The organism is Paracoccus sp. 08 (assembly GCF_024105395.1).
GTDB classification, from domain to species: Bacteria; Pseudomonadota; Alphaproteobacteria; order Rhodobacterales; family Rhodobacteraceae; genus Paracoccus; species Paracoccus marcusii.
Window position 1 is genome coordinate 17,781 of sequence record NZ_WEKR01000020.1, and the last position, 18,350, is coordinate 36,130.

Sequence of the window (18,350 nt, forward strand, 5' to 3'; positions counted from 1 at the left end):
GGGCGGCAGGAGGCCGACCGACCCCAGGCCCGTCACGGGAGAATACAGACCATGCGCTTCGTCAAGGCAACCATCGGCGCCATCGTGATCATCGCCGCGGCCGCCGGGGGCATGACGCTGTCGGACCGTCTGCTGAGCGAACCCGAACAGGCCCGCCGCCCGTCCGACGGCGCCGGAGAGGCGGTGCCGGTCGAGACCGTGGCCGTCCAGACCGCGCGGTTCGTCGACAGCTTCCGCGCCGTCGGCACCGCGCGTGCCCGCAGCGCGGTCGAACTGATGCCCGAGGCGAGCGGCCGCATCACCCGCATCGCCTTTCGCCCCGGCGCGCAGGTCGAACGCGGCGATGTCCTGCTGGAACTGGACGACCGCGCCGAACAGGCCGATCTGGCCGCCGCCGAGGCGACCCTAGCCGAGGCCGACGCCGCCTTTGCCCGCCAGGAACAGCTGAATGCCAGCGGATCGTCGTCGGACGCCGCCTTTCAGACCGCCCGCGCGGCCCAGCTGCGCGCCCAGGCCGAACGCGACCGCGCCCAGGTCCTGTTGGAGAACCGTCTGCTGCGCGCCCCGTTTTCCGGCGTCATCGGCCTGACCGACCTGGTCGAGGGGCAGATGCTGGACAGTGGCACCCCCATCGCCACGCTGGACGACCTGGAGGTGATCGAGGTGGATTTCGGCGTGCCCGAGACGCTGTTGCCGCGCCTTGCGGTCGGGCAGGGGGTCCAGCTGCGGTCCTCGGCCTGGCCCGACCGGGTCTTCAACGCGACGATCAGCCTGATCGACACGCGGGTCGATGCCGCCACGCGGTCGATCGCGCTGCGCGCGCAGATGCCGAACCCCGACCGCGCCCTGACCGGCGGGATGTTCCTGCAGGTCGAGCTGGTCCTGGATCAGCGCGAACGCCCCGCGGTCCCCGAATCCGCGCTGAGCGTCGAGGGCGATGTCCAGCGCGTCCTGATCGTGAAGGGGAACGAGGCGGCCTGGGCCGACATCCAGGTGGGCCAGCAATCCGACGGCCTGGTCGAGGTCCTGGCGGGTCTGGACCTGGGCACCCAGATCATCGTGTCGAACCTGCACCGCGTCGACGCCGGCACCATCGTCACCGCCACGCCGCGTCCCGACCGGACCGCCGCCGCCGAACCCCTGGTCGGAGCCGACGGATGAGCGTCCCCGATTTCGCCCTGCGCCGCCCGGTCTTCGCAACCGTCATCAACCTGCTGATCGTGCTGATCGGGGCGGTGGCCATCACCCGCCTGCCGGTCCGCGAGCTGCCCTCGGTCGAGGCGGCCGAGGTCAGCGTCCGCGTGAACTATACCGGCGCCGCGCCCGATGTGGTCGATAACCAGCTGGCCACGGTGATCGAGGGCGCGCTGGCCGGGGTCAGCGGCGTGACCGCCATGCGCACCAGCTCTGACCGGGGACGGATGCGCAGCGTGCTGACATTCGATCCGGGACGCGACATCGACAGCGCCGCCAACGACGTGCGCGCCGCCGTCGAACGGGTGCTGAACGACCTGCCCGACGGGGCGGACACGCCCCGCGTGGAAAAGAACGACGACGAGGGCGACCCGGTGATCCGGCTGGCCCTGTCCAGCCCGTCGATGACGCCGCTGGAACTGTCCGATTACGCCAGCCGCTTCATCACCGATCGCCTGGCGCGCCTGCCCGGCGTGGCCAATGCGCAGATCTTTGGCGAGCGCGCGCCGTCGATGCGCATCTGGCTGGATCAGTCGCGCATGGCCGCCTATGGCATCACCACCAGCGACATCATCGGCGCGCTGCAGGCCAACAACGTCGAACTGCCCGCGGGCCAGATCGAGACGAACGCCCGACAGCTGCAGGTGCTGGCGCAGACGCGCTTTACCTCGGCCGACGTGTTCCGCCAAGTCGTGCTGCGCGACGAGGGCGGGCGCCCCCTGCGCCTTGGCGACGTCGCGCGGATCGAGGAGGGGGCCGAGGACACCACCACCATCTATCGCGCCAACGGCACCGTGGCCCTGGGCCTGGGCGTCCAGCCGCAGGCGCAGTCGAACACCGTCGCCATCTCGACCGCCGTCCGGGCGGAACTGGACCGCATCCGCGACACCCTGCCCGACGGCATGGCGCTGACCATCACCACGGACGAGGCGGTGTTCATCGAAAGCTCGATCGAACAGGTCCTTAAGGTGTTCCTAGAGGCTGTGGCCCTGGTCACGGCGGTGATCTTCCTGTTCCTGGGGTCGCTGCGGCTGTCGCTGGTGCCCATCGTGACCATCCCGGTATCGGCCTTGGGCGCCGCATTGGGGATGCTGGCCCTGGGGTTCACGATCAACATCCTGACGCTGTTTGCGTTGATCCTGGCGATCGGCCTGGTCGTCGACGACGCCATCGTCGTGCTTGAGAACATTCAGCGCCACCGCGCCATGGGCAAGTCGCGGGCCGAGGCCGCGCGGCAGGGCGCGGGGCAGGTCAGCTTTGCCGTCATCGCCACCACCGCCGTGCTGATTGCTGTCTTTGTCCCCGTCAGTTTCATGGACGGGGAACTGGGCCAGCTGTTCGCGGAATTCGGCATCGTGCTGGCCATTGCGGTGGCCGTGTCGGGCCTTGTCGCGCTGACCCTGTCACCGGTGCTGGCCGCGCGGGTGATGCCGCGCGAGGATCGTCCGAACCTGCTGACCCGCACAATGAACCGGGCCATCGTCTGGCTGGAACGCGGCTATGACCGCATCCTGCGGGTGCTGATCGCGCGGCCCGTGGTCATTCTGGCGGGCACGGCCTTCCTGGTCGCGGGGGCGGTGTCCGTCTATCAGGCGCTACCGCGCCAGCTGACCCCGGACGAGGATCGCGGCAGCTTCCGCATCATTCTGAACGCGCCCCAGGGGTCGAACCTGGAATATACCGACGCGGCGACCCGGAAGGTTGAGGCGATGATCCAGCCGCTGCGCGATCAGGGCATCGTGGAAAACGTCACCGCCATCGTCGGGCTTGGCGCGAATGCGCGCCGTGCGCTGCTGTTCGTCAACCTGTCGCCATGGGACGGCCGCGATGTCAGCGTGGAGGAGGTCATGGCCGACCTGCGCCCGCAACTGTCTGCGATGACCGAGGTGTCGACCTCGATCCGCCCGTCGGGTGGCCTGGGCCTTGGCGGCGGCAGCGGAAGCATCAGCTGGTCCATCGGCGGGCCGGACCTGGACCGCGCCGCCGCTTGGGCCGAGGACGTGGCCGCCCGACTGGCCGATGCGCCGGGCCTGTCCGGGATCGAGGTCGATTACGCGGCCAACCTGCCGGGCGCGTCGCTGGACATCGACCGCACCCGCGCCCAGGACCTTGGCCTGGACAGCGAAACCGTGGCCCAGACCCTGCAGGTGCTGTTCGCGTCCCGCACCGTCGGTGAATACACCAGCGACGGCCGCCAGTACCCGGTCATCCTGCAGGCGGCCCCCGAAGACCGCGACAGCGTTCAGGACATGCTGTCGGTGCTGATCCGCAACACGCGCGGCGACCTGATCCCGCTGTCGGCCTTTGCCGACGTCACGACCGGGGCCACGGTCCCGTCGATCGCGCGGAACGACCGCCTGATTTCGGTCAACACCGAGGCCGATCTGGTCGAGGGGACCGACCTGGCCCGCGCCATCACCCTTGTCGAACAGGCCGCGGCCGAGCTGCCGGCGGGCGCTCTGCTGGTCTGGCGCGGTCAGGCGGCGGATTACCAGGAAAACCAGGGCGGCGTCGCGACCGTCTTCGGAATGGCGCTGCTGATCGTGTTCCTAGTGCTGGCGGCGCAGTTCGAGAGCTTTCGCACACCGCTGACGATCATGCTGACGGTGCCCCTGGGCCTTGCGGGGGCGGTGGCGACGCTGCTGCTGACGGGGGCGTCGGTGAACATCTTTTCACAGGTGGGGATGATTCTGCTGATCGGGATCATGGCCAAGAACGGCATCCTGATCGTCGAGTTCGCCAACCAGCTGCGCGAGGAGGGCCGCGATCTGGTCACCGCGGCGCGCGAGGGGGCGGTGACACGCCTGCGGCCCGTGCTGATGACGACCATCGCCACGATCCTGGGAGCCGTGCCCCTGGCGACCGCGACGGGGGCGGGGGCGGAAAGCCGCCGCGCCATCGGTGCGGTCATCGTGGGCGGGCTGTCGCTGGCCTTCGTGCTGACGCTGCTGCTGACGCCGGTGATCTATGTGCTGATCGAACGGATCGGGCGCCGGGACGTGCCCGCAACCGATCCTCAGCCCGCGGAATAGCGGTCAGTCCCGCCCCGCGATCATCTCCAGGATGACGCCAAGCGAGGTGCCCATATGCGCCCGCATCAGGTCAGCCGCGCGATCCGCGTCGCGCGCCGTGATCGCCCCCAGGATCGCGCGATGTTCCGCCCGCGAGGTTTCTATGCGCGCCGCGCGGACCTGAAACTGCGCGTTGCGCCACGGCAGGCTGCGCCGGTTCAGGTCGGCCAGCAGGTCGGCCAGCACGGCGTTTCCCGCGCCTTGGCGCAAGGCCTCGTGAAAGCGCATGTTGGCTTGGGCGTAATCCGCGCCGGGCAGGTCGTCGCGGTCCAGGATGCCCGCCAGCAGCGCATGGTCGGTCGGGGTCATCCGCAGCGCGGACAGGCTGGCACACAGCGCCTCCAGTTCCGCCAGGGCCTCGAACAGGTGGCGCAGGGCGTCGCTGCCCATGCGACGCACTAGGAACGCCCGGCGGGGGCCGCGTTCCACCAGCCCTTCGGCGGCCAGCCGCTGCAACGCCTCGCGCACCGGGGTCCGGGACAGGCCGAACCGCGCGGCAAGGGTCGTCTCTCCCAACGGGTCGCCGGGGCGCAGCGTGCCCGCGATGATCTGCGCGGAAAGCGCATCGTGGATCTGATCGGCCGAACGGATGGCAGGCATCGGGAATTCCGTCAATTGTATTCCTGTGCCTGCCACATGTATACATACCACAGCCGCTTGACCATGTGATTCCTCGCCGGAGAGCCTCTTCCATGACTGCATTCGATTTCCTGTCGGGCCGCAGGCCGTCCACCCTTGCCGGTCGCGCGATGGTCGCCGCCTCGCACCCGCTGGCCAGCGCGGCGGGACTGGCCATCCTGGCCGAGGGCGGGAACGCGGGCGACGCCGCCATCGCCGCCAGCGCGGTGCAGGCGGTCGTCGACCCGTTGATGACTGGGATCGGCGGCGACTGCTTTGCGCTTTATGCGCCGGCAAACGGGCCGGTGCGCGCACTGAACGGGTCGGGCCGCGCCCCCGCCGCGGCGACGGTCGAGGCGCTGCAGGCCGCGGGTCTGACCGACACCATTCCCCAGACCAGCGCGCATGCGGTGACCGTGCCCGGCGCAATCTCCGCGTGGTGCCGCCTGCATGCCGATCTGGGCCGCCTGCCGCTGTCACGCCTGTTCCGCGACGCGATCGGTTATGGCCGCGACGGGTTTCCCGTCACCCCCCGCGTCGCGCAGGACTGGGCCGAAGGGCAGGCCACCGTCGCAGGCGATCCGCATGCGGCGGCGCATTTCCTGCCTGTCCCGGATGCCGGCGCCCGCTTTGCCCAACCCCTGCTGGCCGACCGCCTGGAGGAGATCGCGGCCCATGGTCCGGCCGCGTTCTATCAGGGCGACACCGCGGCACGCATGGTCGCGCATCTGCGATCCCTGGGCGGGCTGCACACCCAGCAGGATTTCGCGGATGCCACCGACGGCGCCGAATGGGTCGAACCGATCAGCGCCCGCTATCGCGGGTTCGACGTCCATGAATGCCCGCCGAACGGACAGGGGCTGGCCGCGCTGTTGATCCTGAAGATCATCGAGGGGTTCGACATGGCCGCGCTGTCCGTGGCCGACCGCATCCATGTCCAGGCCGAGGCGACGAAGCTTGCCTATCATCACCGCGACGAACTGCTGGGCGATCCCGATCATTGCGCCGGGCTGACCGAGGCACTGATGTCGGAGGCCGCCATCGCGGCCCTGCGCGCCCGCATCGACATGGCCCGCGCCCAAGCCCCGGCCCTGTGGGACGAGCCCGAGCACAAGGACACCATCTATCTGTGCGTCGTGGACGCCGCGGGGAATGCGGTGTCCTTCATCAATTCGATCTTCCACGGCTTCGGGTCGGGGCGGCTGGACCCCGCGACCGGCGTACTGTTCCAAAGCCGCGGTGCGTCGTTCCGTCTGATCCCCGGCCATCCGAACGCGATCGGCCCGCGCAAGCGCCCGATGCACACGATCATTCCCGGCATGGTGACCCAGGGCGGCCGCACGGTCATGCCCTTCGGCGTGATGGGCGGACAGTACCAGGCGGCGGGCCACGCGGCCTTCCTGTCGGCGGTGATCGACCGCGGCCTGTCGCTGCAAGCGGCCATAGACGAGCCGCGGACCTTTGCCACCGACGGCGTGCTGCAGGTGGAACCGACCCTGCCGCAGGACATCTGCGACGACCTGGCTGCGCGCGGCCATGTCATCAAGCGCCTGACCGGCCCGATGGGCGGGGCGCAGGCGATCCGCATCGGCGACGGCCTGCTGGAAGGCGGGTCGGACAGCCGCAAGGACGGCATGGCCATCGGCCTGTAAGGAGACGGACATGGGCTTTCTGAAACGCATCGGAATCGACAGCTACATGCTGATGCTGCTGGGCACCGTCATGGTGGGCCTGGTGCTGCCGGCGCGGGGCGTGGCGGCCGACGCCCTGGGTCAGGTAACCTATTGGGCGGTGGCGCTGCTGTTCTTTCTGTACGGGGCCAAGCTGGATCCGGCTTCGGTCAAGGCGGGGATGCTGAACTGGCGCCTGCAGGGACTGACATTCGCCGCGACCTATCTGATGATCCCGGTGCTGGGCATGGCATTCGCGCTGATCTTCGGCGATCTGCTGGGACCGCAGGTCACGCTGGGGCTGGTGTTCCTGGCGGTGCTGCCCTCGACGATCCAAAGCTCGATCGCCTTCGTGTCGATGGCAGGTGGCAACGTCCCCGCGGCGATCTGTGCGGCGTCGCTGTCGAACCTGGTCGGCGTGGCGCTGACCCCGGCGCTGGTCGCGGTGCTGTTGAAGACCGGAGAGGGCGGCGTCAGCCTGGACGCCGTGCTGCGCATCGGCACGCAGATCCTGCTGCCCTTCGTCCTGGGCCAGGTCCTGCGCCCGTGGGTGGGGGCGTTCGTGCGCAACCGCAAGACGCTGACCCTGGTCGTGGACCGGGGCGCGATCCTGCTGATCGTCTATTCGGCCTTCAGTGCGGGCACGGTGTCGGGCCTGTGGGCGTCGATCCCGCCGACCGCCCTGATCGCGCTGATCGCGGTCATGCTGGTGCTGCTGGCCTGCGTTTTCGGAATGATGGCCGGGGCGGGCCGCGCCTTCGGCCTGCCGCTGGAGGACCGGATCGTGCTGTTCTTCTGCGGGTCCACCAAGAGCCTTGCGACGGGCCTGCCCATCGCCACCGCGCTGTTCCCGGCCGAGACGGTCGGGGCCACCGTCCTGCCCGTCCTGGTCTATCACATGGCACAGCTGCTGATCTGCGCGATGATCGCGCAGAACCGGGCGCGGCGGAACGCCACGGCCTTGGTGGCGTAAGGACGAAAAGACATGGGAACCGGGTTGCCCGGCCCACGTTGCCTTGGACCCAGCACCGCGGTCCAAGGAGCCCCCAATGGCACAACGCCCCGCCGCCAGGTTGTCCGTCAACGGCCAATCCCATGAATATCACGGCGACCCCCGCCGCAGCCTGCTTGACGTCCTGCGTCTGGACCTTGGCCTGACCGGCACCAAGAAGGGCTGCGACCACGGTCAATGCGGCGCCTGTACCGTCATCGTCAACGGCCGCCGCATCAACTCCTGCCTGTCGCTGGCCGTCATGCATGACGAGGATGAGATCACCACGATCGAGGGCATCGGCACGCCCGATGCGCTGTCGACCCTGCAGGCAGCCTTCGTGGCCCATGACGGGTTCCAGTGCGGCTATTGCACGCCCGGCCAGATCTGTTCGGCGACCGCTATGATCGAGGAGATCAGGCAAGGCTGGCCCAGTGCCGTCACTGCCGATCCGGCCGACAAGCCCGCCGTCGCCGATGCCGAGATCCGCGAACGGATGAGCGGCAACCTGTGCCGCTGCGGCGCCTATGACAACATCCTGGCCGCCATCCGTGACGCCATGGCCCAGACGGAGGCCGCACAATGAAGGCATTCGAATACGACCGCGCGGGCGATCTGGCCCAAGCCGTCGGCAGCCCCGCGACGCTGATCGCCGGCGGCACCAACCTGCTGGACCTGATGAAGCTGGAGGTCGCGACCCCCGATGCCCTGCTGGACATCACCCGCGTCGGCCTCAAGGAGATCACCCCCGAGGGTGCCGGTCTTCGCATCGGCGCGCTGGTCAGCAACTCGGACTGCGCGGCGCATCCGCGCATCCGTGCCGACTGGCCGCTGCTGTCGCGCGCCATTCTGGCCGGTGCCAGCCCGCAGTTGCGCAACAAGGCGACGATGGGCGGCAACCTGTGCCAGCGCACGCGCTGTGGTTATTTCATGGACGGGCGGTCGCCTTGCAACAAGCGCGAGCCGGGCACAGGCTGCGCGGCGCAGGGTGGCGTGAACCGCAATCATGCGATCCTGGGCGCGTCCGATGCCTGCATCGCGACCTATCCGGGCGACATGGCCGTGGCCCTGTCGGCCCTGCGCGCCACGGTCGAGACCGAAGGCCCTGACGGCACGCGTGAAATTCCGATGCGCAATTTCCACCGCCTGCCCGGGGACGATCCGTCGCGCGACAACGTGCTGAAGGCGGGTGAGGTCATCACCGCCATCCGGCTGCCGGCACCGTTCGGGGGACGTCAGCTGTATCGCAAGGTGCGCGACCGGGCATCCTATGCCTTTGCGCTGGTGTCGGTGGCGGCGGCGGTTCGTATGGACAACGGCCGCATCGACGCCGCGCAACTGGCGTTCGGAAGCATTGCCCACAAGCCGTGGACCGACGACCGCGTCGAGGCGCTGCTGGTCGGGGAACGCCCGACGCCCGCGCTGTTCGACAAGGCCGCCGACCTTCTGCTGGAGGATGCGCGCGGCCAGGGACATAACGATTTCAAGATCACGCTGGTCCGCCGCGCCCTTGCGGCCGTACTGGCGGAAGCCACGGGGGAATGACGATGAGCGATACCTATGACACCCCCGACACCCGCGACATGCTGGACCGCACCCGCCAGGGGGTGATCGGCAAGCCGCTGGACCGGCCGGAAGGCCCGCTGAAGGTGGCGGGCACCGCGACCTATGCCGCCGAATATGCACGCGAGAACTGCGCCGAGGGCGTGCTGGTCGGCGCGACGATCAGCACCGGTCGGGTCAGGAAGATCAACCGAGACGTCGTGATGGCGATGCCCGGCGTTCTGGGCGTCTATTCCTCGGAACGGATGCTGCGCCGCGCGGCGCAGGGCACCGCGGGCGAGGCGCCCGAGCAGGACGTCTCGAAGGTCGACTTTCCGATGCAGCCGGTGGCCTTGGTCGTCGCCGAGACGTTCGAACAGGCGACCAATGCCGCAAAGGCGCTGGACATCGAATACGAGGACCAGTCCGGCGACGCGCAGTTCCTGCCCGACGCCGCAGATGCGGAACCGGCCGCAGATCCGATCAAGGCGGGCGATCTGGACAAGGCCATGCGCGACGCCGCGCATTCCGTCGATCTGACCTTCACGACCCCCGGCCATGCCAGTGCCGCGATGGAACCGCATGCGGCGGTCGCGGAATGGAACGGCAAGGATCTGACCCTGTGGGGCAGCCTGCAGATGCTGACCTATAACGTTGCGGAGCTGGCCGACAGCCTGGGGATCGACCCCAAGCACGTGCATCTGCTGTCGCCCTATGTCGGCGGCGGGTTCGGGTCCAAGTTGGGCATCTCGCACGAGGCGGTCGCCGCGGCGATTGCCGCCAAGGAACTGGGCCGCCCGGTCCGTGTGGTCATGAGCCGCCAGCAGGTGTTCCAGTCGATCATGCGCCGGTCGGAAACCGAACAGCGCATCCGTCTGGGGTGCGGCCCCGACGGCCGCCTGACCGCCTTCGCCCATGAGGCGCTGGTGTCGAACCTGCCCGGAGAAAGCTTCTCTGAACCGGTGACGCAGGCGTCCGAATTTCTCTACGCCGGCGAGAACCGCCTGCTGGCGGTACGTAAGTCCGACATCACCCGTCTGACCGCTGGTTCTGTCCGGGCGCCGGGCGAGGCCGTCGGCATGCAGGCCCTTGAGGTCGCGATGGACGAACTGGCCGAAGCCACCGGCATCGACCCGGTCGAATTGCGCAAGCGCAACCTGCCCGACGAGGTGCCGGGCGAGGGTACGCCCTATTCCTCGCGCAGGCTGATCGAGGCGCTGGACGCCGGCGCTGCGGCCTTTGGCTGGGACAAGCGCAGTGCCACCCCCTGCGCGCGGCGCGAGGGCGAATGGTGGATCGGCATGGGTGTGGCATCCGCCGCACGCGTGAACATCCTGGCCAAGGCCGAGGCCCGCGTGACCCTGACCGCCGATGGCCATGTGGTGGTCGAGACCGATCACACTGATATCGGCACCGGCAGCTATGCCATCCTGGGTCAGGTTGCCGCAGAGATGCTGGGCCAGCCGATCGAGCGCACCACCGTCCGTCTGGGCGACAGCCGCCTGCCGTCCGGCGCCGGTTCGGGGGGCAGCTGGGGCGCGTCATCGACGGGTTCGGCGGTGTTCCTGGCCTGCGAGGCGATCCGCGCAACCTTGGCACAGGCGCTTGGCTGTGCGTCCGACGACCTGCTGCTGCAGGACGGCAAGGCCTGGGCCGAGGGCGTCGAGCCGCGTCCCGTGACCGAGCTTCTGTCCGAGGATCTGACGCGGACCGGCAAGATCGAACCGGGCAAGCTGATGGAGAAGGTCAACCAGTCGACCTACGGCGCCTTCTTCTGCGAGGTCGCGGTCAATGCCTTCACCGGAGAGACGCGTCTGCGCCGCATGACCGGGGCATTCGGCTTTGGCCGGGTGCTGAACGCCAAGACGGCGCGGTCGCAATGTCTGGGCGGCATGGTCTGGGGCATCGGCAGTGCATTGACCGAGGAGCTGTCCTTTGACAGCCGCGACGGTCATCTGGTGAACCACGATCTGGCCGAATACCATGTGCCGGTCCATGCGGACATTCCCGACATGGAGGTGATCCTGCTGGAGGAGCGCGATCCGCACGCATCGCCCATCCAGGCCAAGGGTGTCGGCGAACTGGGCATCTGCGGGGCGGCGGGGGCGGTGGCGAATGCCATCTACAATGCCTGCGGCGTGCGTCTGCACGATTTCCCGATGACGCCAGACAAGCTGCTGGCTCATCTGCCCGATCCCTTCGCCCCGGCGGCGTGATCGCATGCGGGGGCGGTGCGCCGCCCCCGAACCCCTGACAGGAGCCCGACATGTCCGACGACCAGCCCAAGACCGACGACCGCGTTTTTTCCTATGACGGCCCCGTCGGGGGGTGGGGATCGGCGAAGGGGATGGCCCAGGTGGCCCGTGCTGCAAAGCCGGGGCCGGGCGCGTTGGAAACCTTGCGCGGTCAGAACAAGGCAGGCGGCATGATGTGCGCGTCCTGCGCCTGGGGCAAGCCGCCCAACCCGCATGTCGTCGAATTCTGCGAGAACGGCGCCAAGGCGACGTTGTGGGACCTGACCTCGGAGCGCTGCGGGCCCGACTTCTTTCTGGACCACACTGTGGCCGAACTGGCCACTTGGTCCGAATACGATCTGGAGATGGCGGGACGGCTGACCCACCCCCTGCGCTATGACGCGTCCAGCGACCGTTATCTGGAAACCACGTGGGAGGAGGCCTTTGCCGAGATCGGCCAGGGCCTGCGTGCGCTGGACCCCAAGACCGTGACATTCTATGCCTCCGGCAAGGCGGGGCTGGAGGCGTCGTTCCTCTATGGGCTGTATGCGCGTGCTTATGGGCATGTGAACCTGCCCGACAGCTCCAACATGTGCCATGAGACGACATCTGTGGGGCTCAAGACCGTTGTCGGATCGCCGGTCGGCACCTGCGTGCTGGAGGATTTCGATCATTGCGACATGATCCTGCAGATCGGCCAGAACCCCGGCACGAACAGCCCCCGCATGCTGCACCCGCTGCAGCAGGCGGCCAAGCGCGGCTGCTGCATCGTGGCCATCAACCCGCTGCGCGAGAAGGGTCTGCTGGAATTCGCGAACCCGCAAAGCCCGTGGCAGATGACCGTGGGCGCACCCACCGAGATCGCCGACCGCTATCTGCAGGTGCGCGCGGGCGGCGACATCGCTGCATTGACCGGTATCGCCAAGCATGTGCTGGCGTTGGAACGCAGCCAGGGCGGCGTGCTGGATCATGACTTCCTGAACAGGCATGCACATGGGTTGCAGGACTGGATGGATTGGGTCGATGCGACCGACTGGACCGAACTGGAGCAGGTCAGCGGCCTGAACCGCGCCGCGATGGAGGGGATCGGTGCGATCTATGCCCGGTCGCGTGCCGTGATCGGCGTCTATGGCATGGGCCTGACGCAACATGTCCATGGGTCGGACGCCATCGGCGCACTGGTCAACCTGCTGCTGTTGCGCGGAAATATCGGGCGCAAGGGTGCGGGTTGCAGCCCGGTCCGTGGCCATTCCAACGTCCAGGGGCAGCGCACCGTCGGCATCACCGAAAAGCCCGACCTTGTCCCGAACGACCGCCTGCGCGCGCTGTTCGACATGCAGCCGCCGATGGAGGAGGGGTGGAACACCACCGCCTTCGTCGAGGCGCTGCTGGAAGGGCGGGCCACGGGGTTCGTGGGCTTGGGCGGCAACCTTGCGCGCGCGGTGCCCGACACCGATCGCGTGGCCGACGCCTGGCGGTCGATGCCGTTGACCGTCCACGTGGCGACGCGCCTGAACCGCACCCACCTGATGCCGGGACAGGCGTCCTGGATCCTGCCCTGCCTGGTCCGGGCCGAACAGGACATGCAGGGTGGCGTCAACCAGCAGGTCTCGGTCGAGGACAGCTTCAGCCATATCCACGGATCGATCGGCAATCGCACGCCCGCCAGCCCGCACCTGCTGTCCGAGACCGAGATCGTCGCCCGGATGGCCGCCGCGACCCTGGACCCCAACCCCAAGATGCCGTGGAGGCATTGGGCAGGCGATCATGCCCGCATCCGCGCGTTGATCGAGGCGGTCTATCCCGATGATTTCCGCGATTTCGAGACCCGCATGAACCAGCCGGGCGGATTTTATCGCGACAACGCCGCCCGCAACCGCGTCTGGAAGACCGAGAGCGGCCGCGCACAGTTCACGCGACCTGCCGATCTGGACGCGACAGGACTTGGCGCGCAGGAAGGCGTGTACCGCCTGATGACGCTGCGGTCGAATGATCAGTTCAACACCACCGTCTATGGCATGTCCGACCGCCTGCGCGGGATCGAGGGCGACCGCATGCTGGTCATGATGTCGCCCGACGACATGGCGGCGGCGGGGCTGGCCGCGGAGCAGCGCATCACCCTCACTTCGGCCGCCGAGGACGGGATCGCGCGGCGGGTCCAAGGGCTGCGCGTCATCCCCTATGACATCCCGCACGGCTGTCTGGCCGGCTACTTTCCGGAGCTGAACCCGCTGTCGCCGCTGTCGCGCGGGGATCTGGCATCGGCCACCCCGGCGTCCAAGGGCATCCCGGTCCGCCTGGCCTGATCGGGCATCACCTGCGATGTCACCAGCAGTGGTCCCGCGGCGATCTTTCGGCACAATGCCAGAAAGGTCGCCCGTTCCCCGGCATCCAGCACGCCGAACATTTCGTCCTGACGCAGCCTTGCGGTCTGGCGGATCGTGGCCAGCAGGTCGGACCCGTCCGGGGTTGGATACAGCCGCTTGGCCCGCGCATCCTGAGGGCAGGGACGCTGTTCGATCAGGCCGCGCGCCTCCAGCAGGGCCAGGGCGCGGCTGACGGTGTTCTGCGGGCGCGGGAACAGGTGCAGCAGATCGCGTGCCCGGAGTCCCGGAAAGCTGACCGTCGCCAGCAGCGCGGACCAGCATTGCACGGGCATGTCGTGGGCACGCTCGATATGGCGGTTCGTCACCTGGTTGTTGGCCAGCACGACATAGCTGATCGACAGCAGCTCTGACAGGTCGCTGTCCAGCAGCTGCGCCAGCATCGCATCGGGGTCGTCGGTCTGCATCGGCTCCTCCTGTCGTGGCCGTCGCGCGGAAGCGACGATTGACCGTTGCACAATACATCCAGATGGATCAATTGTAACGCGCATCACGGCCGGCGCGCGGGGTTTGTTGCGTCATGCGGCCGCTCTTTGACAGATCCTGATCCGAAAGGCTTGGACCCATGCCGCAATTGCTGGCCTTCTCCATCTTGGCGCTGATCCTGTGGGTCGGCGATGTCGTCTCGACCCGGACGCGGTCCTGGCTGCCGTCGGTCTTCGTCTGCGCGATCCTGTTCCTGGTGGGCTACTGGACCTTCTTCCCCGAGGACATCGTCCAGGTCGCGGGGTTCCAGACGCCGATCGTCTTTCTGGCCATGTACCTGCTGATCACCAACATGGGGACGCTTCTGTCCTTTGCCGAACTGGCACGGCAGTGGCGCACCGTCGTCGTGGCGTTGGCCGGAATCGGCGGCATCGTGGCGCTGCTGTTCACCCTGGGCGTGATGCTGCTGGACTGGCAGACGGTGGTCGTGGCGACGCCGCCGCTGGTCGGCGGGGTGGTGGCGTCGCTGATCATGTCGCAGGCGGCGGCGGACGCGGGCCTGCAGGCGCTGTCGGTTCTGGCGATCCTGATCTACGTGATGCAGGGCTTTGCGGGCTATCCGCTGACCGCCATCATGCTGAAGCGCGAGGGGCGGCGCGTTCTGGACCTGCACCGCGCGGGCCGCTGGCAGGGGACGGCACCGGTGGCCGACAGCGCCGATGCGCCGATGCCGCCGCGCCTGTTCGCGCGTTTGCCCGCTGCCTATGACACCGTCTACTTCAAGATGCTGCGGCTTGGAGTCGTGGCCTTTGCGGCCTGGGGCCTGTCCGAACTGGCCGCGCCGGTCGTCACCATCAGCCCCTTCGTGCTGTGCCTGGTCTTCGGCGTCATCGCGACGTCGGTCGGTTTCCTGGAGCGTGAGCCGCTGCGCAAGGCCAATGCCTTCGGCTTTACCGTGCTGATCCTGATGGTCTTCATCTTCGACGGGCTGAAGCGCGCAACGCCCGAGATGCTGGGCCAGCTGGCCGTGCCGCTGGTCACCATCATCGCGATCGGGCTGGTGGGGATGTACATCGCGTCCTGGATCGTGGGGCGCCTGCTGGGCATCACGCCCGCGATGGCCTTTGCCTGCTCGCTGACCGCGCTTTACGGGTTTCCCGCCGATTACATCATCACCAAGGACGTCATCGACACGCTGACCGACGATGCCGCAGAACGCGAGGCATTGACCGCGCATCTGCTGCCGCCGATGCTGGTCGCGGGCTTTGTCACGGTGACGATGGTGTCGGTCGTGCTGGCAGGTTTGTTCGTGGGGCTGATCGGATGACAGGATTTGCGGATGCACGCCGGATCGAGGCGCTGATCGAGGGCATCGACCGTTTCAACGCGACCCCCGGCAGGGGTACGACCCGGCTGACCTACAGCCCCGAATACCGCGCCGCGCGCGATTTCGTGGCGGGCCAGATGGTCGAGGCCGGGCTGGAGGTCCGAGAGGACGCCGTCGGCAATGTCTTTGGCCGGCTGGAGGGCAGGCGCCCGGATCTGGCGCCGATCCTGGTCGGATCGCATCTGGATTCGGTGCCCAACGGCGGGCGGTTCGACGGCCCCGCGGGCGTCGTGGCGGGGATCGAGACCGCGTTCCTGTTCCGCGACCTCGGTCTGCAGCCGGATCGCCCCGTCGAGGTGGTGGCCCTGATCGAGGAGGAGGGCACCCGCTTCGGCGGCGGCCTGTTCGGATCGCGGCTGCTGACCGGGCAGGTGGACCCGGCCGGTCTGGACGACCTGCGCGACGATGCGGGCGTGTCGGCTGCGCAGGCGATGACCGATTACGGACTGGACCCGGCACGGGCGGGGCAGGCGGCCCTGGCGCCCGGATCGGTGCATGCGTTTCTGGAACTGCATATCGAACAGGGCCCGGTGCTGGAAACCGAGGGTCAGGACATCGCCATCGTCGACCGCATCGTGGGGCTGGCGCAGCTGCGCGTGACCGTGCGCGGTCAGGCGGGCCATGCCGGCACCACGCCGATGGATCAGCGCCGCGACGCGCTGACGGGCGCGGTCGGCATCCTGTCGCTGCTGCCCGATCTGGCGCGGCAGGTGGGGCGGCAATCGGTGCTGACCGTGGGCAAGATGGAGGTGCTGCCCGGTGGTGCGAACGTGATCCCCGATCTGGTGACCTTCACCGTCGATCTGCGCGCCCCCGCCGAGGAGGACGTGCTGCGCCTGATCGAGATGGTGCAGGGCGCCGTGGCGCACGCGCAGGGCAACGGCCTGACCGCCCAGGTGGAACGACAGCTTTATGCCGCGCCCACGCCGCTGTCGGGTCAGATCCACGCGGCCCTGTCCGCCCAGGCCGAGGCGCTTGGCGTGTCGCATCGGGTCATGGTCAGCGGCGCGGGCCATGACGCCATGATCATGGCGGGTTTCGCGCCCACGGGGCTGATCTTCGTGCCAAGCCGGGGCGGCATATCGCATGCTCCCGAGGAATGGACCGACTATGCCCAGCTTGCGCGCGGCATCGACGTGATCTTTGCGACCATCCGCCAGATGGCCGGCGCGATGCCGCGCTAGCGTTCCAGGATCAGCAGGTCGCCCTCGAAGCTGACACGGGCAAAGCGGCGCAGATAGGACATGCCCAGCAGGCTGTCCTGCAGCGCGCTGTCGATCACCACGGCGCGCACGTCGCGGTCCACCGCATCGCCGATGGCGAATTCCGCGATCGTCACGGGGGCCGTCGCCACGCGGCCGTTGGCCGTCACCGCCTGGCCGCCAAAGCGCAGCGTGTCGGGGTCCAGCCCGATCGCACGCGCATCGTCGCGGCTGAGTGCGACGCTGGTGGCGCCGGTGTCCACGATGAAGTCGATGGGCGTGCCGTTCAGCACGGCTTCCAGGTGGAAATGGCCGCCGGGGCCTGCGGGAACCTCGATCCGGGCGCCGTTCTCCAGCACCTGCTGGCGGGGGCCATAGGTCTGCTGCCACCAGTCGTATCCGGCGGCCAGACCGGCGATGATCACCGCCCACATCAGCAGCGCGCGCAGGGCGCGGCCGCCCCGGCCCGCGAATTCGAACACCATCGCGCCGCCGATCACGACCAGCAGCATCGCATAGAAGGCCAGGCGGGCGATGTCGTCGCCGCTCACCCGAACAGGCCCGATCCGCGCAGCCCGTCGATCACGAACTGCACCGACAGCGCCGCCAGCAGCATGCCCAGCAGCCGGGTGACGACCATCACCCCCGTGCGCCCAAGCGCGCGCGCCAGGGGCGTCGCCAGCGCGAACAGCACCATGCAGATGCCCAGCACGATCAGCATCATCAGGTGGACCATGACGACATGACCCACGCCCTGGTTCTCTCCGACCAGCAGGATCATGGTGGCCAGCGCGCCGGGCCCGGCCAGCAGCGGCATGGCCAGCGGAAAGACCGAGGGGTCGTGGCTGGGCTGGTCTCCATCGGCCTGGCCCTCGCGGCGTTCGGTGCGGCGTTCGAACAGCATGTCCAGCGCGGTCAGGAACAGCAGCAGCCCCCCCGCGATGCGGAAGGCCGAGATCGAGATGCCGATCGCCGACAGGATCGCATCGCCCGTCAGGCCGAACAGCGTCAGCAGGACGGCGGCGATGACCAGCGACCGCGCGCCGATGCGGCGGCGTTCCGCCCCCGACTGGCCGGGGGTCAGCGCGATGAAGATCGGGGCCAGGCCGATCGGGTCGATGACCACGAACAGGGTGACGAAGGCGGTCAGGTACAGCTGCAGGTCCATGCGGCCCTTATCGCGTGCCGCGCCGCCCCTGCCAAGCCGGGACGCGCCGTCAAAATCGCGTCATCGCAGGCTGCGCCGGAGGGGGGCGGGGCTTTATCGCGCCGGGTGGGCTTTCAACGGCTGCGGACTGGGCCTATAGTTGGTTGCAGTCCTTGAAATCAGGTCAACGGCCTGACACCGGTACGGAGAACTGAAATGCACGCACCGTCCCCCATGGCCCTTCTGGTCATCGCCATCGTCGTCCTCGTCCTGTTCGGACGCGGCAAGGTTTCGTCCCTGATGGGCGAATTCGGCAAGGGAATCACCGCCTTCAAGAAGGGCCTGAACGATCCTTCCGCCGAACAGACCGCCGACAAGCCTGCGGCAAGCCTGGACACCCCGACCCAGCCCGTCGCACCGGTCCACACCGTCCCGGGCACCGATGCACGCGACGTGACGCCGCATACCGACACCCGCACCTGAA

General features: G+C 68.5%; 15 protein-coding genes. 11 read left to right on the plus strand and 4 right to left on the minus strand.

Features of this window, described 5'->3' with window-relative positions; genetic code table 11:
- The first annotated feature begins 51 nt into the window (after positions 1-51).
- Both GBO37_RS08910 and GBO37_RS08915 read left to right on the plus strand, forming a co-directional pair.
- Positions 52-1,161, plus strand: coding sequence for an efflux RND transporter periplasmic adaptor subunit (locus GBO37_RS08910; RefSeq protein WP_252928493.1), 1,110 nt, complete (start codon positions 52-54; stop codon positions 1,159-1,161).
- Entirely contained in the window at positions 1,158-4,226 is a 3,069-nt protein-coding gene (locus GBO37_RS08915) for an efflux RND transporter permease subunit (protein ID WP_252928494.1), read from the plus strand. The genes GBO37_RS08910 and GBO37_RS08915 overlap by 4 nt, the downstream gene beginning before the upstream one ends.
- A gap of 3 nt (positions 4,227-4,229) precedes the next feature.
- Here GBO37_RS08915 and GBO37_RS08920 read toward each other — a convergent pair whose 3' ends face one another.
- A complete protein-coding gene (locus GBO37_RS08920) occupies positions 4,230-4,865 on the minus strand; it encodes a GntR family transcriptional regulator (RefSeq protein ID WP_252928495.1) in 636 nt (211 codons plus the stop codon).
- Between the two features lie 92 nt (positions 4,866-4,957).
- Between GBO37_RS08920 and GBO37_RS08925 the strand changes: the two genes are divergently transcribed.
- The 6 genes from GBO37_RS08925 (at position 4,958) to GBO37_RS08950 (ending at position 13,626) form a co-directional block, all read left to right on the plus strand.
- Complete coding sequence (locus GBO37_RS08925) at positions 4,958-6,535, plus strand: gamma-glutamyltransferase family protein (protein ID WP_252928496.1); 1,578 nt, start codon at positions 4,958-4,960, stop codon at positions 6,533-6,535.
- A 10-nt stretch (positions 6,536-6,545) separates the two neighbouring features.
- On the plus strand, positions 6,546-7,526 hold the full coding sequence (locus GBO37_RS08930) for a bile acid:sodium symporter family protein (RefSeq protein ID WP_252928498.1): 981 nt from the start codon (positions 6,546-6,548) through the stop codon (positions 7,524-7,526).
- Between the two features lie 76 nt (positions 7,527-7,602).
- A complete protein-coding gene (locus GBO37_RS08935; protein ID WP_252928500.1) occupies positions 7,603-8,130 on the plus strand; it encodes a 2Fe-2S iron-sulfur cluster-binding protein in 528 nt (175 codons plus the stop codon).
- Positions 8,127-9,089 (plus strand): xanthine dehydrogenase family protein subunit M, encoded by a 963-nt coding sequence (locus GBO37_RS08940; RefSeq protein WP_252928503.1) that lies wholly within the window; start codon positions 8,127-8,129, stop codon positions 9,087-9,089. Before GBO37_RS08935 ends, GBO37_RS08940 begins: the two co-directional genes overlap by 4 nt.
- Positions 9,086-11,302, plus strand: a complete 2,217-nt coding sequence (locus GBO37_RS08945) for a xanthine dehydrogenase family protein molybdopterin-binding subunit (RefSeq protein ID WP_252928504.1) — start codon at positions 9,086-9,088, stop codon at positions 11,300-11,302. The genes GBO37_RS08940 and GBO37_RS08945 overlap by 4 nt, the downstream gene beginning before the upstream one ends.
- Before the next feature lie 50 nt (positions 11,303-11,352).
- Positions 11,353-13,626 carry an FdhF/YdeP family oxidoreductase gene (locus GBO37_RS08950; protein ID WP_252928505.1) on the plus strand — a complete coding sequence of 758 codons (2,274 nt, stop codon included), beginning with the start codon at positions 11,353-11,355 and terminating at the stop codon, positions 13,624-13,626.
- On the opposite strand, the gene GBO37_RS08955 is transcribed toward GBO37_RS08950, so the two are convergent.
- Positions 13,530-14,111 (minus strand): MarR family winged helix-turn-helix transcriptional regulator, encoded by a 582-nt coding sequence (locus tag GBO37_RS08955; RefSeq protein ID WP_252928506.1) that lies wholly within the window; start codon positions 14,109-14,111, stop codon positions 13,530-13,532. The genes GBO37_RS08950 and GBO37_RS08955 overlap by 97 nt on opposite strands.
- A gap of 158 nt (positions 14,112-14,269) precedes the next feature.
- Between GBO37_RS08955 and GBO37_RS08960 the strand changes: the two genes are divergently transcribed.
- Positions 14,270-15,457 (plus strand): hypothetical protein, encoded by a 1,188-nt coding sequence (locus GBO37_RS08960; protein ID WP_252928507.1) that lies wholly within the window; start codon positions 14,270-14,272, stop codon positions 15,455-15,457.
- Positions 15,454-16,701, plus strand: a complete 1,248-nt coding sequence (locus GBO37_RS08965; RefSeq protein WP_217845703.1) for a Zn-dependent hydrolase — start codon at positions 15,454-15,456, stop codon at positions 16,699-16,701. The genes GBO37_RS08960 and GBO37_RS08965 overlap by 4 nt, the downstream gene beginning before the upstream one ends.
- On the opposite strand, the gene GBO37_RS08970 is transcribed toward GBO37_RS08965, so the two are convergent.
- Both GBO37_RS08970 and GBO37_RS08975 read right to left on the minus strand, forming a co-directional pair.
- Positions 16,698-17,270 carry a TIGR02281 family clan AA aspartic protease gene (locus tag GBO37_RS08970; protein ID WP_240542430.1) on the minus strand — a complete coding sequence of 191 codons (573 nt, stop codon included), beginning with the start codon at positions 17,268-17,270 and terminating at the stop codon, positions 16,698-16,700. The two genes, GBO37_RS08965 and GBO37_RS08970, sit on opposite strands and share 4 nt — an antisense overlap.
- Complete coding sequence (locus tag GBO37_RS08975) at positions 17,267-17,887, minus strand: MarC family protein (protein ID WP_045998899.1); 621 nt, start codon at positions 17,885-17,887, stop codon at positions 17,267-17,269. The genes GBO37_RS08970 and GBO37_RS08975 overlap by 4 nt, the downstream gene beginning before the upstream one ends.
- A gap of 195 nt (positions 17,888-18,082) precedes the next feature.
- On the opposite strand from GBO37_RS08975, the gene GBO37_RS08980 reads away from it, so the two are divergent.
- Positions 18,083-18,349: a twin-arginine translocase TatA/TatE family subunit gene (locus GBO37_RS08980; protein WP_045998900.1), complete on the plus strand. Its 267-nt coding sequence runs from the start codon at positions 18,083-18,085 to the stop codon at positions 18,347-18,349.
- Position 18,350: the final 1 nt, after the last annotated feature.

Bases quoted from the DNA above. Each gene is read 5' to 3' on its own strand.
- GBO37_RS08925 (WP_252928496.1), top strand. From the start codon at position 4,958: ATGACTGCATTCGATTTCCTGTCGGGCCGCAGGCCGTCCACCCTTGCC.
- GBO37_RS08930 (WP_252928498.1), top strand. From the start codon at position 6,546: ATGGGCTTTCTGAAACGCATCGGAATCGACAGCTACATGCTGATGCTG.
- GBO37_RS08910 (WP_252928493.1), top strand. From the start codon at position 52: ATGCGCTTCGTCAAGGCAACCATCGGCGCCATCGTGATCATCGCCGCG.
- GBO37_RS08965 (WP_217845703.1), top strand. From the start codon at position 15,454: ATGACAGGATTTGCGGATGCACGCCGGATCGAGGCGCTGATCGAGGGC.
- GBO37_RS08920 (WP_252928495.1), bottom strand. From the start codon at position 4,865: ATGCCTGCCATCCGTTCGGCCGATCAGATCCACGATGCGCTTTCCGCG.
- GBO37_RS08980 (WP_045998900.1), top strand. From the start codon at position 18,083: ATGCACGCACCGTCCCCCATGGCCCTTCTGGTCATCGCCATCGTCGTC.
- GBO37_RS08975 (WP_045998899.1), bottom strand. From the start codon at position 17,887: ATGGACCTGCAGCTGTACCTGACCGCCTTCGTCACCCTGTTCGTGGTC.
- GBO37_RS08935 (WP_252928500.1), top strand. From the start codon at position 7,603: ATGGCACAACGCCCCGCCGCCAGGTTGTCCGTCAACGGCCAATCCCAT.
- GBO37_RS08950 (WP_252928505.1), top strand. From the start codon at position 11,353: ATGTCCGACGACCAGCCCAAGACCGACGACCGCGTTTTTTCCTATGAC.
- GBO37_RS08955 (WP_252928506.1), bottom strand. From the start codon at position 14,111: ATGCAGACCGACGACCCCGATGCGATGCTGGCGCAGCTGCTGGACAGC.
- GBO37_RS08960 (WP_252928507.1), top strand. From the start codon at position 14,270: ATGCCGCAATTGCTGGCCTTCTCCATCTTGGCGCTGATCCTGTGGGTC.
- GBO37_RS08915 (WP_252928494.1), top strand. From the start codon at position 1,158: ATGAGCGTCCCCGATTTCGCCCTGCGCCGCCCGGTCTTCGCAACCGTC.
- GBO37_RS08940 (WP_252928503.1), top strand. From the start codon at position 8,127: ATGAAGGCATTCGAATACGACCGCGCGGGCGATCTGGCCCAAGCCGTC.
- GBO37_RS08945 (WP_252928504.1), top strand. From the start codon at position 9,086: ATGACGATGAGCGATACCTATGACACCCCCGACACCCGCGACATGCTG.